20 protein-coding genes are annotated in these 13,424 nt (G+C 64.6%); all 20 read right to left on the reverse strand.

What is annotated here, in order from left to right; genetic code table 11:
• Nucleotides 1-14 precede the first annotated feature (14 nt).
• Nucleotides 15-371, reverse strand: coding sequence for a DUF5361 domain-containing protein (locus AC1AY0_RS03660; protein WP_476525830.1), 357 nt, complete (start codon nt 369-371; stop codon nt 15-17).
• A gap of 11 nt (nt 372-382) precedes the next feature.
• Entirely contained in the window at nt 383-697 is a 315-nt protein-coding gene (locus tag AC1AY0_RS03665) for a hypothetical protein (protein WP_476525831.1), read from the reverse strand.
• 77 nt (nt 698-774) lie between these two features.
• Nucleotides 775-1,398, reverse strand: coding sequence for a phage tail tube protein (locus AC1AY0_RS03670; protein ID WP_476525833.1), 624 nt, complete (start codon nt 1,396-1,398; stop codon nt 775-777).
• A gap of 9 nt (nt 1,399-1,407) precedes the next feature.
• Entirely contained in the window at nt 1,408-1,761 is a 354-nt protein-coding gene (locus AC1AY0_RS03675) for a hypothetical protein (protein WP_476525835.1), read from the reverse strand.
• A 9-nt stretch (nt 1,762-1,770) separates the two neighbouring features.
• Nucleotides 1,771-2,028, reverse strand: a complete 258-nt coding sequence (locus AC1AY0_RS03680; protein WP_476525836.1) for a hypothetical protein — start codon at nt 2,026-2,028, stop codon at nt 1,771-1,773.
• 2 nt (nt 2,029-2,030) lie between these two features.
• Nucleotides 2,031-2,384, reverse strand: a complete 354-nt coding sequence (locus AC1AY0_RS03685; protein WP_476525838.1) for a hypothetical protein — start codon at nt 2,382-2,384, stop codon at nt 2,031-2,033.
• Nucleotides 2,381-2,782, reverse strand: coding sequence for a Gp19/Gp15/Gp42 family protein (locus AC1AY0_RS03690; RefSeq protein ID WP_476525840.1), 402 nt, complete (start codon nt 2,780-2,782; stop codon nt 2,381-2,383). Before AC1AY0_RS03690 ends, AC1AY0_RS03685 begins: the two co-directional genes overlap by 4 nt.
• Before the next feature lie 2 nt (nt 2,783-2,784).
• Nucleotides 2,785-4,032: an SU10 major capsid protein gene (locus AC1AY0_RS03695; RefSeq protein ID WP_476525842.1), complete on the reverse strand. Its 1,248-nt coding sequence runs from the start codon at nt 4,030-4,032 to the stop codon at nt 2,785-2,787.
• 24 nt (nt 4,033-4,056) lie between these two features.
• Nucleotides 4,057-4,668, reverse strand: coding sequence for a capsid assembly scaffolding protein Gp46 family protein (locus AC1AY0_RS03700; RefSeq protein ID WP_476525844.1), 612 nt, complete (start codon nt 4,666-4,668; stop codon nt 4,057-4,059).
• Between the two features lie 93 nt (nt 4,669-4,761).
• The gene (locus tag AC1AY0_RS03705; RefSeq protein WP_476525846.1) at nt 4,762-5,493 is read right to left on the reverse strand and encodes a VG15 protein; all 732 of its coding nucleotides are present in this window, start codon (nt 5,491-5,493) and stop codon (nt 4,762-4,764) included.
• Complete coding sequence (locus AC1AY0_RS03710; RefSeq protein ID WP_476525847.1) at nt 5,393-6,943, reverse strand: phage portal protein; 1,551 nt, start codon at nt 6,941-6,943, stop codon at nt 5,393-5,395. Before AC1AY0_RS03710 ends, AC1AY0_RS03705 begins: the two co-directional genes overlap by 101 nt.
• On the reverse strand, nt 6,940-8,391 hold the full coding sequence (locus AC1AY0_RS03715; protein ID WP_476525848.1) for a terminase: 1,452 nt from the start codon (nt 8,389-8,391) through the stop codon (nt 6,940-6,942). The genes AC1AY0_RS03710 and AC1AY0_RS03715 overlap by 4 nt, the downstream gene beginning before the upstream one ends.
• A complete protein-coding gene (locus tag AC1AY0_RS03720; RefSeq protein ID WP_101625599.1) occupies nt 8,357-8,782 on the reverse strand; it encodes a hypothetical protein in 426 nt (141 codons plus the stop codon). The genes AC1AY0_RS03715 and AC1AY0_RS03720 overlap by 35 nt, the downstream gene beginning before the upstream one ends.
• Before the next feature lie 20 nt (nt 8,783-8,802).
• On the reverse strand, nt 8,803-9,567 hold the full coding sequence (locus AC1AY0_RS03725) for a hypothetical protein (RefSeq protein ID WP_476525850.1): 765 nt from the start codon (nt 9,565-9,567) through the stop codon (nt 8,803-8,805).
• Between the two features lie 70 nt (nt 9,568-9,637).
• The gene (locus AC1AY0_RS03730; RefSeq protein ID WP_169241843.1) at nt 9,638-9,889 is read right to left on the reverse strand and encodes a hypothetical protein; all 252 of its coding nucleotides are present in this window, start codon (nt 9,887-9,889) and stop codon (nt 9,638-9,640) included.
• 10 nt (nt 9,890-9,899) lie between these two features.
• Nucleotides 9,900-10,703 carry an ADP-ribosylglycohydrolase family protein gene (locus tag AC1AY0_RS03735; protein ID WP_476525852.1) on the reverse strand — a complete coding sequence of 268 codons (804 nt, stop codon included), beginning with the start codon at nt 10,701-10,703 and terminating at the stop codon, nt 9,900-9,902.
• Nucleotides 10,700-10,876 carry a hypothetical protein gene (locus tag AC1AY0_RS03740; protein ID WP_476525854.1) on the reverse strand — a complete coding sequence of 59 codons (177 nt, stop codon included), beginning with the start codon at nt 10,874-10,876 and terminating at the stop codon, nt 10,700-10,702. The genes AC1AY0_RS03735 and AC1AY0_RS03740 overlap by 4 nt, the downstream gene beginning before the upstream one ends.
• Before the next feature lie 2 nt (nt 10,877-10,878).
• Nucleotides 10,879-11,511: an ADP-ribosyltransferase domain-containing protein gene (locus AC1AY0_RS03745; protein WP_476525855.1), complete on the reverse strand. Its 633-nt coding sequence runs from the start codon at nt 11,509-11,511 to the stop codon at nt 10,879-10,881.
• A 45-nt stretch (nt 11,512-11,556) separates the two neighbouring features.
• Nucleotides 11,557-12,585, reverse strand: coding sequence for a DUF4417 domain-containing protein (locus tag AC1AY0_RS03750; RefSeq protein ID WP_476525856.1), 1,029 nt, complete (start codon nt 12,583-12,585; stop codon nt 11,557-11,559).
• Nucleotides 12,572-13,096, reverse strand: coding sequence for a bifunctional DNA primase/polymerase (locus AC1AY0_RS03755; RefSeq protein ID WP_476525858.1), 525 nt, complete (start codon nt 13,094-13,096; stop codon nt 12,572-12,574). Before AC1AY0_RS03755 ends, AC1AY0_RS03750 begins: the two co-directional genes overlap by 14 nt.
• Between the last annotated feature and the right edge of the window lie 328 nt (nt 13,097-13,424).

Consider the following 13,424-nt stretch of genomic DNA (forward strand, 5'->3'; position numbering starts at 1 on the left):
TCGTTCTCCTTTGGTCAGGTTCGGGGCATGCGTAGGATGCGCAGCATGTCGTCGGGCGCGAGTTTCTGCACGTTGGCCGTTCTGGGGAAGCCGGGGCGTTCGATCGCGCCGTGCCATTCGCCTTGTTTGGCGGCTTTGGTTTTGGTCCATGCGAGGAAGCCGGTGTTGTCGGCGATGGTGGCGAGCAGGTGTTTGGCGGTGCCCCATGTGGCGCGTTCGTCGATGCGGCCCCATGTGAGCGCGTCGTCGGGGAGGTTTGCGGCGAGGTCTGCGGCTCGGCGCGGCCGCAGCGTGTAGCCGAGTTCGTCCAAGTCGAGCCCGTAGAAGCGTTGGAGGTCGGCCCGGAGCGCGTCGGGCGCGGCCTCCATCATTTCCACGAGCGTCAGGAGTTTGGGTTGAGCTGTTCGATGAGCTTCTGGACGAATTCGCCGACCTTTTCGAAGGGGATGCGCCCGGTGTCGTCGCGCAGCGCGTTCTTCACGTTCGCATAGTCCTTGCCGCACAGTTTGCGCAGGAACGGGACGATCGCGAAGCCTCCGTCGTCGCTGTCGGCGGCGTGCTGGAGGTCGTAGAGATATTCGACCATGTCGAGGTCGTCGAGGATCGAGGGGTCTATGGTCAGGGTCGCGCCCATGACCTCCACCTTGCGGGGCTTGTCCTTGGGCTGCTTGTGGTCCTGCGGGGTGTTTGCCGTCATTGGTCGTCCTTTCGTCTGGTATGGAAAGGCCGGCCGGAGGTGGTTCCGGCCGGCTTGGCTTGTTTGTCGGGGAGCGGTCACGCGGCTTGGTCGAGCGCCTGCTTGAGCGCCTTGGTGGCCGCCTTGGACAGCGGGGCGATGATTTCCTTGCTGGTGGCCCCGTTGATGAGGTCGGACGGGTTGGCGCTGTAGGTGACGTCGTATCCGATGACCTCGGTGCTGGAGTAGGTGATGTCGCCGACCTCGCTGATGGTCGCGTCGGGGATGATGATGCGCTTGACGCGGTTGCCGGTCATGAGGATTTCGAAGACCCATACGCAGGATTCGCCGTCCGGCATGGTGTGCAGGACGGTGAGGGTCTGCGCGCCGTCGTCTCCCGTGGCGGTGACGTTGTCGTCGCCGTAGCGGGCCTTGAGGCTTTCGGCCCGGGTCTCGATCATGATGAACTGGTAGGTCTCGGCGTAGCTGCTGATCTCGTTGATGACCTGCACGCCGCCCATGTCGTTGATGGTGGTGTTGTCGGTGTCGGTGGCGTTGGTGATGCCGTCCTCGCCGAGGAAGCCGACGCATTCGTATGCGGCGGCGAGCGCTGTGGTGGCGTCGGTGGGCAGTGCGGTGCCTGCGGGGGCGCGGTAGGCGACGCCGGCGACCATCGGTTTGCCGAGGCTGACGTTTTTCTTGTTGTTCTTGGTGGTTGCCATGGTGGTTCCTTAGGTGGTTGTGGTGATTTCCGCCGTTATCTGGTAGCGGGGCGTGACGGGCGGACCGTTGAGGCTCGTGTCGGCGATGCTGTGTATTTCGACGTCGGCGATCTCGGGGAGCTGCCACATGTCGAGCAGCAGGTCGGCCACTTGTTCGGAGGTGGCGGCGGCTTGGCTGCGGGTGGGGGCGTTGACTTGGATGGCGAGCATGGCGTCGTCCTTGTATCGGCCTCTAATGCCGCCGGTTCGTTGGATGGTGATGTACCGTTCGGGTCTTGGGTCGGGCGTGCTGCCGTGGGCCGTGTATCCGTCGGGCGGGTGTTGGTTGAGCCATTGGATGGCGGTTGCGGCGATGCTTGGCATGGGCGGCTCCTACATGGTTTTGAGGAGGGTGTTGTTTTCGGCGTTGTCGAAGCGGGCTTCGATGTTGCCGGTGTGGACGAGGGCGACGCTGCCGTGGTCGGTGTTGGCGGCGGGCACCGCCTCGTATTCGGCTTTGCGGCGGCGTTTCGATGCGGTCGCCCTTGCGGCCCATGCCTGCGCCTGTTCGTCGAGTGCGGCTTTGACGGTCGGGTCTCGACGGTAGACGCGGAAGGCGTTGTGGTCGAGCTTGACGCGGGTTTTCGCCATGGTCAGGCCTTCTTCGTGCTGACCTGCACGGCGACGGGCCAGTGGCCGGTCGGGGTGAGGTTGGTTTGGACGGGGTGGGGGTCGCCGAGCACCCAGTAGTCGGTGCCGTCGATGGTGATGCGGGCGCCTTCGAGGCTTTGCCACGGCCACGTTCTCGGCAGATAGATGGTTCGCGCCGTGTCCACGCCTTGCGGCCGGTCGCTTTCCGTGGCGTTGGCCTGCGCGCCGTCGGCGACGATCACGTCGGCGATGGTCTCGTCGGGCAGGTAGGCGACCGTCTGCTCGTTCATCTCGTCGGGCAGTTGGTAGGTTTCCCGGCGGGCTACCCGGATTTCGATGCCTTGGATGCGTTTCATGGCTTGGCTCCCTCGAACGGGTCGTAGCTCCATGCCTGTTGGCGTCCCACTCCGAGCTCGCGTTCCTCGCTGGGCCACAGGCGCATGTCGGCCCCCGCGTTCCCGAACGTGTAGCTCTGCGACACGGGGCCGACGGTCTCGCTCATGTTGGTGACGTTGCTGCTGAGGTCGCTTTCCTCGTTTTCGAGGGTGCGCCGGGCCACGGCGCAGCATATGCGGCGCAGCGTGGCCTCGGTGCATCTTCGGTGTCCGGGGTATCGGCGGATCAGGTCGCTGGCGTCCTCAAGGAGGACCTTGACGTGGTCCTCCTTGTCGGTGCCGGCGAACTTTCGCCCGTACCAGCGTTTTTCGAGGTCGGCGACGGTCGCGAACGGCTGCTGCTCGGTCTCGTCGCTCATGGTCAGGCGCTCACGGTGACGGCGACGGTGGCGACCTTCGCGCCGTCCTTGGTGGTGGCGGTCACGTTGGCCGTGCCTGCGGCGACGCCGGTGACGACGCCGGTGAGCGGGTCTTTGGCGTCGGCCTTGACGGTGGCCGTCGCTGCGGCGCTGCTGGCCCATGTGACGGTCTTGTCGGTCGCGTCGAGCGGGCTGATGCTCGCCTTGACGGTGTTGGTGGCGCCGACCTTGACGGCCATGGTCTTCTTGTCGAAGGTGACGCCCGTGACCTTGGTGGACGGTGCGTTGGCTCCGACGGTGAGGATGGCGTGCGCCTTCTCGTTGCCGTATTCGAGGCCGATCTCGCCGTAGAGCTGCACCTTGTCGGCGGCTCCGGTCTTGGCGAGCGGTTCGGCGAAGAAGTGGCCCTTGCCGGGGATTTCGAGGAAGCGGGGGGCAAGTTCCTCAAGGCTGAGGACGAGCAGCTTGTCCTTGGGAACGTAGGGGTCGAGCATGACGTTGAACCGGCCGAAGTCGGTTTCGATGGTCTGGAGGCTGACGCCGCCGACGTTGCGGGTTTCCTCGCGGTAGTTGCGGTCGGTGACGAACGCGCGGGTCAGGGCGCGCTTGAGGGTCGAGTTGACGACGATGGTGCGGGTCTCGGTCTCGCGGATGCCGCCGTTGTCCCATGCGAGCTGCGCGAGGTCGAGCACGTCGTCGGCGGTGAGCTGTTCGGCGGTGTGTTCGGTGCTGCGCGAGTTGGTGGTGATCGCCTCGATCAGGCCGCGCGTCTTGCGCGGCGTGGTGTTGTCGGTCGGGTTCTGGTAGGTGCCGGTGATGAACGACGCTTCGACGTCTCGGCTGATCTGCTTGAGCTGCTGGGTGATCTGCCAGCCGAGTTCGTCGGCTGGGATGACGGTGCCGCCGACGCTGACGGTGGGCATGCCGTCGGTGGAGCGGTTGCCGGTCGCGCCCTGCTTCGTGTAGCTGATCTCCACGCTTTCCTGATGGATTTCGACCACGTTGTTGGCGTGGAAGCGCACGCGCGCCTCGCCTTCCGGCGCGTCCGCGCCTTCGAGGCGCTGGCGGTTGACGTCGGGGTCTCGCAGGTCGTAGCCCTGCCATTCGAAGAGGGTGCTGGTGGTGGATCGGCCGCCGGTCAGTCCGCCGATGGCGGACAGCAGCGGGGTGTCCTCGCGGCTGACGGCGAACAGTTCGCCGACGTAGTTGGGGAGGTTGTAGGTGGTTCCCTGACCGGTGATTCCGGGCATGATGGTTCCTTTCGGGTCTGTTGGTTAGTTCTTGTCCGCGAGCAGCATGCTCTTGAGCGCGATGGCCTTGGCGGTGTCGCCGTTCCTTTCGGCCGTGTCGATGAGCTCGTAGATGGTCTTGCTGCCGGATGCGGCGGGCCGCGTCCCCTCGCTCGGCACGGTGGCGGGGCGGGTTTCGCCGGCGGGTTTGGCGCCGCCGATGAGTTTGGCGACCTTTTCGGCGGATGCGTTGACGGCTTCCTCGTCCGCGCCGGTCACGAGGTCGGCGTATTCGGAGGGGATGCCGTGCGCGAGGCATGCGTCGGACACGAGCTTGCCGTGTTCGAGCTGTGCGATGCGTTCGGCCTGCTTGCGGTTCTGGTCGGTGAGCTTCTGCGTCTCGGTCTTGTTGGCCTCTTCGGCTTCGTCGTAGAGCTTGGCCTTGCGGCGCAGCTCGGCGATGTCGCCCTGCTTGGCCCGCTCCCTTGCCAGACGGCGTTCCACGAGCTCGTTCACCTCGTCTTGGGTGAACGTGCGCGTCTGTTCGTCATTGGGGGCTTCTCCCGCCTGTTCGGCGGTGGTTTCGGACGTGCCGCCCGCCTCGCCGTTGTCGGCGACGATCGTGCGGATGCGGTTGATCCAGTTGTTTCGGAACATGTCGTTTCCTTTCCGGCTGTCCGGCCGTCGGTTGATGTGGTTCCACGCATTGCGGTGCGAGTGCCGCCGCGATCCGTTCGGGTCGCGGGAAAACTAGTTGTCGGTGTAGGCGTCCGGGTTCAGTACGCGCATCCAGTGGGCAACCTGCGCGTCGGTCGCCCCGTATCCGCCGGCGGCGTCCCATGCGGCCTTGTACCGCGAGTAGTACAGGTCTGGGTCGTAGCCGGCGATGTGGGTCTCGTCCTTCTCCCATTCGGGCACGATCGAGCAGTCGCATTCGTCGTGCCAGTGGGCGAGCGCGCCGGCGGTTTCCTTGGAGTAGTAGACGAAGCCGCGTGAGCAGAGCATTTCGCACCATGCGCAGGTCTTCGTGCCGCTGGGTACTCGCGCCCATCTGGGTTTGTATGGGTCGTGGTCGCAGTTTCGGGCGATGGTCTGTCGGCCGACGTATCTGATCCAGCGTTGCATCGCTCCGGCGAGGAAGTCGAACGCCTGCTGCGGGTTGCCGCTGAGGATCATGGGGTAGGCTTTGGCGTCGATGCTGCCTCGTATGGCGTCGGGGTTGAAGCTGCCGTAGGTGAGGGCGTCGAACGCTCCGCCGGTGTTTTCGAGGCGTGTGGCCTCGTACCATTCGGCTGCGGCGGTGCCGGCGATGTCGCCGTATCTGGCGGCGAGTTGCGGGATGGCGTCGAGCAGAAGGTCGTGCTGCCATTCGGGGGTGAGCTCATTGAGCGTCGTCCACAGTTTGCGCATTTCCGTTATCGCCAGTTTGACCGCCTGCTGCTGCGTCAGGTTGAGTTGGTTGAGCTGTGTCCTGCTGACCATTGTCGGGAGCCTCCTGCTGTTGCGAGGTGAGGGCGGCGAGCATCTGCGTGGCGGTGGCGGTGGCTTGGTTGCGTCGTTTCTCGGCGAGCAGTCGGGTGATCTGCTCGTCGGTGAAGCCGGCTTCCTCCAGTGCGACGCTGGTGTCGGCGAGCCACGGGAACGCGCCGATGAGTTTGACGATCGCGTCGCCGCTGTCGATGACGCTGGGCAGTGCCGGCGAGCGCCATCTGGCGGTGATGCCGGCCATTTCGTCGGTGATCTCGGTGGTGTTGTCTCGGATCATGATGATGTCCTGTGCGATGCGGCGCAGGGCGGCTCCGTAGACGCGGTTGGCGGCGGCGCAGTCGATGACGAGGTCTTTTTCGGCTGCGTGCATGGCTTCGGCGCTGGATGGGTTGTCGGTGACGACGCCGAGGCTGGAGACGGGTACGTTGGTTTCGCCGGCGAAGCGGCTGGCGAGTTCGCGCATCTGTTCGACGTGGGGTTGGACGCTTTGCTGGCTGATCTGCTGGACGGTGGGCACGTCGCCGTTGTCGTCGCGGCTGATGGCGTTGATGCGGCCGATGATGAATTCCCATACGGGTATCGGGTTGCCTTTGTCGTCGAGGAAGCTGTCTTTGTCTGCTCCGAGCAGCAGCAGTTGGGGCGCGCTGTAGAATTCGGCGCTGACCTCGGTTCGCATGACGGTGCGAACGGCGTCGTCGGTGATGCTCATGACGGGGCGGCTGACGATGCTTCGGCCGAAGGGCCGGTCGATGTCGGGCCGGTAAGGCAGGGCCTCCATGGGGACTCGGCCGAGGTTGTGGCGCCATACGTTGCTTACGATCCATTCGCGTTCCAGTTTCAGCGTCGTCACCTCGCTCGGCGTGTAGACGCTGTACTCGGTCGGCATGGCGTAGTCGTCCACGTTGTTGACGACGAGGCCGGCCTTGAGGCTGCGGGTTCGGAAGTTCCACAGGCCGGCGGACCATTGCGCCGAGTAGGGCATGACGATCACCGGCGGCTCGTCCTTCGTCCTGTCGCCGGGGGTGACGGTCATGAACGCGACGGAGTGGGTCATGCTGCTGCGGATCGTCTGCGGCAGTTCGAGGTCGAACCGGTTGGCGGACAGGATCGCGTCGAGGTCGAAGGGGTCGTCGTTGGCGCTGGGGCTGACGAAGCCGTCGAACATGCAGCGTTCGGCGTGGGCGGCGACGGCCTTGGCGGGCCATCCCACGACCTCTTCGATGTGGCGCATGGCGGGCGGGATGGAGAAGCCGATGTGGTCGAGCCGGTGTCTGCCGTCCGCGTAGGCGCTGCGCAGCATGTTGCGGGCGCGTTTGCGGTTCCATACGGCGAACAGGGGGAACATGAGCCGTTCGGTCTCGGGGTCGAGGCCTTCCACATGGCTCGGTGGTGTGAACCATTGCGGCCCGTGGGAGAAGTCCGTGACCGGGGTGAGTCCGTTCATGCGAGTCGTACCATCCTTTGCTTGCGGTCGGGGTCGCGGCGGCTGGTCTTCTGGTTCCAGTAGGCGAGCGCTGCGGCTTCCAAGGGCATGACGTCGGTGTTCTGGTCGCCGGGCTCGTATCCGTAGCCGTCGCCGATCCTGCGGTGTTTGGCGTGGGCTGCGGCGTCGTTGAGGCCGGGTTGGTCGAAGTGGGTGAGCCTGTGGTCGTTGATGGCCTGTTCGAACATGCTTACGGCGTCGGCGACTTGGCGGCTGGTCGGGGTGACGATGACGCGGCTGGAGACGCCTTGGTCTTTGAGCATCTGGACGAGGGTGGGCGCTCCCACGCGGCCGTCGATGACGATGCCGATGGTTTTGCGCCATCGTTGTTCGAGGAAGTCGGCGAGCCACATGACGCCGTTGCGCATGCTGCGCACGTCGATGAGTTCGATGTGCGGCTTGAGGTCGCTGCCTTTGGGCGGGCGGACACATGCGACGAGGCTGGCGGTGGCTCCGTCGGGGCTGAATTTGACGGCGAAGCTGTTGCGGCCTTCCTGACATGGTTGGTCGGTCTTGCATGCGGCCCAGTCGTCGGGGTTGATCTCGGTGCCGTTGGACTGGGATTCGTCCCACCATCCGAGGCGTTCGCGGGCGAAGCCTTCGGGGGTGAATTTGGCGACCTCGCTTTCGATGACGGTTTCGACGAGGCGGATGCCGAGGCTGGGGTTGGCCTGCGCCCAGCGGGTGCGGTCGTGGATGTCGCCGATCTCTTCGACGCCCCATTCGTACCAGCATGTGCGTTTTGGCTTCGTGGTGCGGGCGTTGCGGCGGATGCGTTCGAACACGGTGCCGGGCGAGTGCGGCGGGGTGGGGGTTCCGGCGTAGATGGTCTGGGGGTTGCCGCTGGGTGCGGACGAGGTGGCGGGCTGTATGGCCTCCATCTGTTCGTCGGTGAGTTCCTGCGCCTCGTCGCATACGAGGATGTCCACGGTGAAGCCTCGGCCGGAGCTTTTGGAGCGGGCGATGAATTCGATGCTGCCGCCGTTGGTCAGGACGATGGCTTCCTGTCCGTTCGTGTTCCTGATGTAGTCCACCGCCTCCGCTAGCTCGGGGTACTGGCGGGCGTTCTCGAAGTAGTTCTTCATTCTCAGGAAGTGCTTGCGGCAGGTCTTGACCTCGTGGGCGGTGTGCAGGATTTTCAGGCCGAGTATGGCGGTGTCGTACAGTTCGAGGAATTCGATGACGCCGTTCTTGCCGTTCTGGCGCGGCACGCTCACGCCGCAGTCGCCGGCGGCCCATCGGCCGTCCTTGAGGGTGCCCATCCAGCCGTCGAGGATGAGCCGCTGCCACGGGTCGGGCGGCATGCCGTAGCCTTCGGCGAGCGCGGCGGCGTCCGGCCCGTAGCTGTCCGCGTGGCGCGGGGTGAGCTGGTAGCTAGGTTGCTGCCTTCCTTTGAGCCTTGCCGCCATTTCTGACCTCCAGTCTCAGTTCGCGGGCGCGTCGGGCGCGTTCGAGCGGGTTGTCGCGCTGCGCGGCCTTGGTTTCGCGGCGGATGAGGGCGGTGTCGCCGCCGTCGGCGAACAGTTGTTTGTTGAGCGCCCTGATTTCGGCGCTGGCCTGTTTCATGGTGGCGATCTGGGGCATGGCCTTGACGTCGCCCTGATCGTTGACGTAGGCGACGTGGGTGCCGTCGTCGGCGCTGATGTCGCGCATGCATTGGTCGAGGATCGCGTACCAGTTGACTAGGAGCGTGAGGGTGGGCACGGCTGCGGGGTCGATGTCCGCGCCGGTGGTCAGTTCGTCCCATTTGCGGCTTTTGTACGGGTCGGCGGCGATGAGTTCGGGCTTGAGGTCGTCCATGCGTCGCCGCCTCCCTTGTGTCAGGCCTTGCGGAATTCGTACTGGTAGCCGTATTTCTTCTGGTTGGCGGTGAGCCATTTGTCAACGGCGTCGTCGTAGCTGGTGCCTTGCATCTGCGCGGTCTTGACGCCTTTGGCGAACGCTTTGGCCTTGAACTTCTGGGTCTTCCTCACGATGTAGCTCCCCTTCGCGCCGGTCGCGACGATGCCCTTGGCGGGGGTCTGCGCGGCGGACAGAAGGTCGCTGTCGGAGAACGCGCCGCCGCTGGGGTGGTTGTGGATGACCATCTGGCCCTTGCGGCCGGCGATCTGCACTGCGGTGCTGCCGCCGTGCTTGTATTGGTGGACGTATCCCTGTTCGTCCACGGTGATCGCGTATTCGGTGTCGCTGTCGGCGTGTTTTTTGCGGAACTTGGCTAGGGCCTTGTCGAACGACTGGGTTTTCTCGCCGTCGTTGAATTCGGCCGGGAACTTGCTTTGCGACAGGTTCTCGCCCTTGCCGTGGGCGGCGTGGCCGAACTTGAAGGTCTTCATCTCGCCCTTGGTGCTGCTGGATGCGCCTCGCCCGCCGTTCTCGTCGATCAGGACGCTGCGCATCTTGCCCACGCTCTCGGCGAAGCTGTACGCGCCGTCCCGGTAGGCGAAGGCCGTGTCCCAGTCGGGGAAGGTGACGGTCTTGGCGTCCTGCGGGTTCCACAGTTCCATGTCGTCGGCGGTGAAGAGGCGGCCGCCGACCTCGCAGAATTCCACGAGCCTTGAATCGGCTTCGAATTGGGAGCGCTCCATGTTCTGCGTCTCGCTTTCTGGCAAAGAAAAAGCCACCCCGTGGGGCGGCTTTCGTTTGGTTTGGTGGCGGTCAGTAGTCGAAGTCGATGGTGCGCACGCCGGCTGCCTCGCGCAGCTCGCGTTCCATGCGCCGCTTCACTTCCCGGTAATGCCCCGCGCATTCGGGGCACAGGTGCCGGCCGGTCTCGACCTCGATCCAGTCGCGCCATGCGCTTTCGCGGTGCAGGATCGACGATGAGAACGGGCTGGCGACGTCCGGGTCGATGTCGATGCGCGCGCCGCACTTGTCGCACAGGATCGCGGCCTTTCTGATGTGTGTCACGATGTTCCTCCTATGCGAACAGGCATGCGTCGATGACGTCCCGGCCCCGCAGTTTGGCGATCCATTCGGCGGGGATGCCTTCGGTGCCGTAGACGATGCCGGCGAGGCCGCCGGCGACGGCTGCGGTGGTGTCGGTGTCGTCGCCGAGGTTGACGGCCTTGAGCGCACAGTCCGCGTAGTTGTCGGTGGTGATAAGGCACCAGACGGCGGCCTTGAGCGTGTCGAGCACGTACCCGCCGGAACGGATCGCGTTCTCGGGCTCGTCGGCGAGCGCCGGAGTGTAGCCGGCCTCGCGGATCGCCTCGATGGGCGTCCGTCCTTCGATGAGTTCGCGGGCGTAGTGGATGAGTTTCACGCAGGCGTTGGTGCTTGTGGGGTGAGCGTGGGTGATGGCGCTGACCTGTCGCACCTGTTCGTCGGTCGCGGTAGTGAAGGCGAGGGGGATGGTGCGCATGAGCGATCCGTTGCCGTTGTCCCAGTCGTCGGTCATGCCGTGGCCGTATCGGAGGGCTTTGACGGTGGTGTTGCCGATGTCGAAGAGCCCGTCGATGGTGTATTCGCCGCGCCGGTACCAGTCGTTGAACCGTTGGCGCATGTCGTCGGTGTCGATGCGGCCGTGGTTGGCGCGGATGGAGTCGCAGATGGCGAGCGCCATGCTGGTGTCGTCGCTCCATGTGCCGGCGGGCTGGTTGTGGGTGCCGTGGCCGGTCATGGCGGTGGCGTGGAAGGTGCCGCGCGGGCGGAATTCGTAGGGCACGCCGAGCGCGTCGCCGACGGCTTGGCCGAGGATGGCGTCGGTGAGGGTGACGGTCATTTGGTGTTCTTCTTCTTGTCGAGGCCGAGGGCCTTGGCGTTGCCCTTGATGAAGTCGAGGCCGTCCTGACGGCCGCGCTCGGCCATTTCGCCGCGTCGGCGGGTGTACTGCTTGGGGTGCGACCAGTCTTCCGATGCGGTGGTGGTCTTCTTGGTGGTGTTCTTGGCGGTCATGTCTAGCTCTCCTTTACGTAGACGTAGGTGTATGGGCTGCCGGGTTTGGTCGAGATGTTGGTGACGGTGTATTTCGCGTTCTTGGACACCAGCACCTCGTTTTCCTTGGTGAAGTTGCTGATGTGCTTGATCGAGGTGCCCTTGCTCTGGGTCTGGCTGACGAACACGACCGGTTTGTCGCCGCTGCTTGATTTGGCGAAGTTGCGGGCGGTGCTTTCCTGCGTGCTCCATGAGGCGGTGCCGAGGTTGACGTCGAACGTTCCTCCGACCTTGAGTCCTTTGACGGCGGACGCTGGAAGGCTCATGCCTCGGTAGGTGACGCCGCCTCCCCATTTGGGCGCTCGTTCGATGTAGCCTTCGATCCGTTTGGCCTCGCTGTCGTACTTCTTTTGCAGCTCGGGGATGTCGGACGCCTTCTCTCCGCGTTGTGCGCGTCGGATGCCCGAGTATGCGCTGCCCGTGAAGTCCTGCACCGCGTCGAACATGTCCTTGGCTTCCTGAACGGTCGAGCCGATGTATTTGGCGGTCTCTTCGGCGTTCTTGGGGATTTGGTCGCCGGTGAGGTGGCCTTTCTGCCGTGGTTTTTCCTTGGCCTTGGTTTTGCCGTGGCTGCTGGTTGCGCCTCGTCCGCCCATGTCGGGTACCTCTTTTCAGTTTTTCAAGCAGGCTTGCGCCGGGGTTTACGGCGGTTTGTCGCCGGCCATGCGGTCGGTGACGGTGTTGGCGTATTCGATGGTCTCGATGCCGTGCATGTCGTGGCCGAGACTGCCGCCGTAGAGCAGCACGCGCTTCGGGCGCACGCGGGCGATGGCCTCGTCCATGCCGGCGTGCCAGAGGCGTTCGCGTTCCTCGTCGCCTTTGACGCCGATGGTGCTCACGGCGACGGTGGAGCCGGTGGGCAGGCCGTTGAAGCAGTATTCGTAGCTGTTCTCGTCGCTCCATGAGAGGGTCGGCACGACGGTCAGGCCCTGACGCTGCCACCAGTCGCCTATGGCGCGGCTGCGGTAGACGTTCCACTGCTGCATTGGTCGGGGCATGTCGAGGTAGAGGCTCCAGTCGGGCGTGCATGCCATGTCGAAGCCCTTGAGCAGTCCCATGTACTCCTCGGGCTTGTTCCACACTCGTTCGAACTGGTAGTCGTCGAGGAAGAAGTGGATGCCGACGCCTTCCTTGGGCTCCTTCCAGCTTTTGGCGTAGTTGAAGCCGATGAGGCGGGCGGGTTGGATGTCGCTGGGGGCGAGCATGGGCATGCCGTCGGGGCCGCATTGGTCGATGTCGCACAGGCGCAGGTTGTAGTAGTCGTCGGTGCGGGTTCGTTCCGCGCCGTAGGGCTTGACCTTGCTTTTGAAGTCGAAGCCGTAACGGGCGAAGTCGAGTTTGCCGTTGAGGCGTTTGGCCTCGCTTTTCAGCAGGGCGACGTTCCATGTGGCGATCTCGCCGGTCTTGTTGTCGATGAGGCGGAAGGCGTCGATCTCGTCTTGGGTCAGGCCGTCGCAGTATTCGACGTGTTCGTCGGGCACTTCCGTCCAGCCGAGGCTTTTCATGGCGGCGACTCGGGTGTGTCCGCATACGATGACGGGGTTGTCGCGCGATTCGAGGACGATGCTGCCGCGCAGGCCGAATTTCTGGATGCTTTCGGCGACCTTGGGTATGGCCTTGTCGTTGTGGCGGGCGTTGCGCTCGTAGGGGATGATGTCATTGATGAGCATTGCGCCTCCTTTTCGGGTTCCACTTGATGCCGGTCATGCGGATGAAGCGGCCGTGGCTGTAGAATTCCACGCCGTCGTGCCTCCAGCTCGGCGCGTCCGAATGGACGAACAGGTGCAGGCCTTCGCCGCTGCTGCTGATCTCGGCGAACAGGCAGCCTTCGCGTTCCAAGCGTTCGAGGATGATCCGGCCGGGATGGCCGGGTTTGACGCGGCCTTCCTTGTCGAGGATGTGGTCGAGGTCGTAGCAGGCGAGTCCGTCGCCGAGCATGATCCCGTATCCGTCGCCTTCCCCGGTGTTCGCCACTTCGTCGAACGCCGACCATGTGGCCTGATCGGTGCTGGATGCAGGCCGGCCGTCGGGTCGGATGGGTCGTTTGCCGTCGGCCCTCACCCACCGGTGCAGCGTCTTCATCCCCTCGGGTATGGCCTTGCGCCGCCGGTAGGCTTCGACGCGGCAGCGGCCGGAGCATACGCGCTGGCTGCTGCCGCCGTGGCCGTTGTCGTCGGCCATGTATGTGCCGTCTATCTCGCAACGCCTTCCCATATTCAAGACTATATCATGTTTTGTAACGCTTGACAAGCGGTATTGCAACGTTTTCGAGCGCTTCGAGCGTGGTTGCTGGCATGCGAGGCCGGCCGTTCGTGGCCGATCGGCGCAGGCCGGCGAACGCGGCCGATCATGGCAACAAAGCCCCGGAACCGCCGAAACGCGGCCGAAACGGCCATACACGGTGTTTCCGCGCCGTCGGGCGGAACGCCCTGCGGGGAGGTTCCGTGGAAAAAACAGTGCCGGGGGTATCCGAAGCCCTATGGCCCGAGAAGGGCTAGGCCCCCGAGGG

This window comes from Bifidobacterium sp. LH_416, assembly GCF_056357055.1.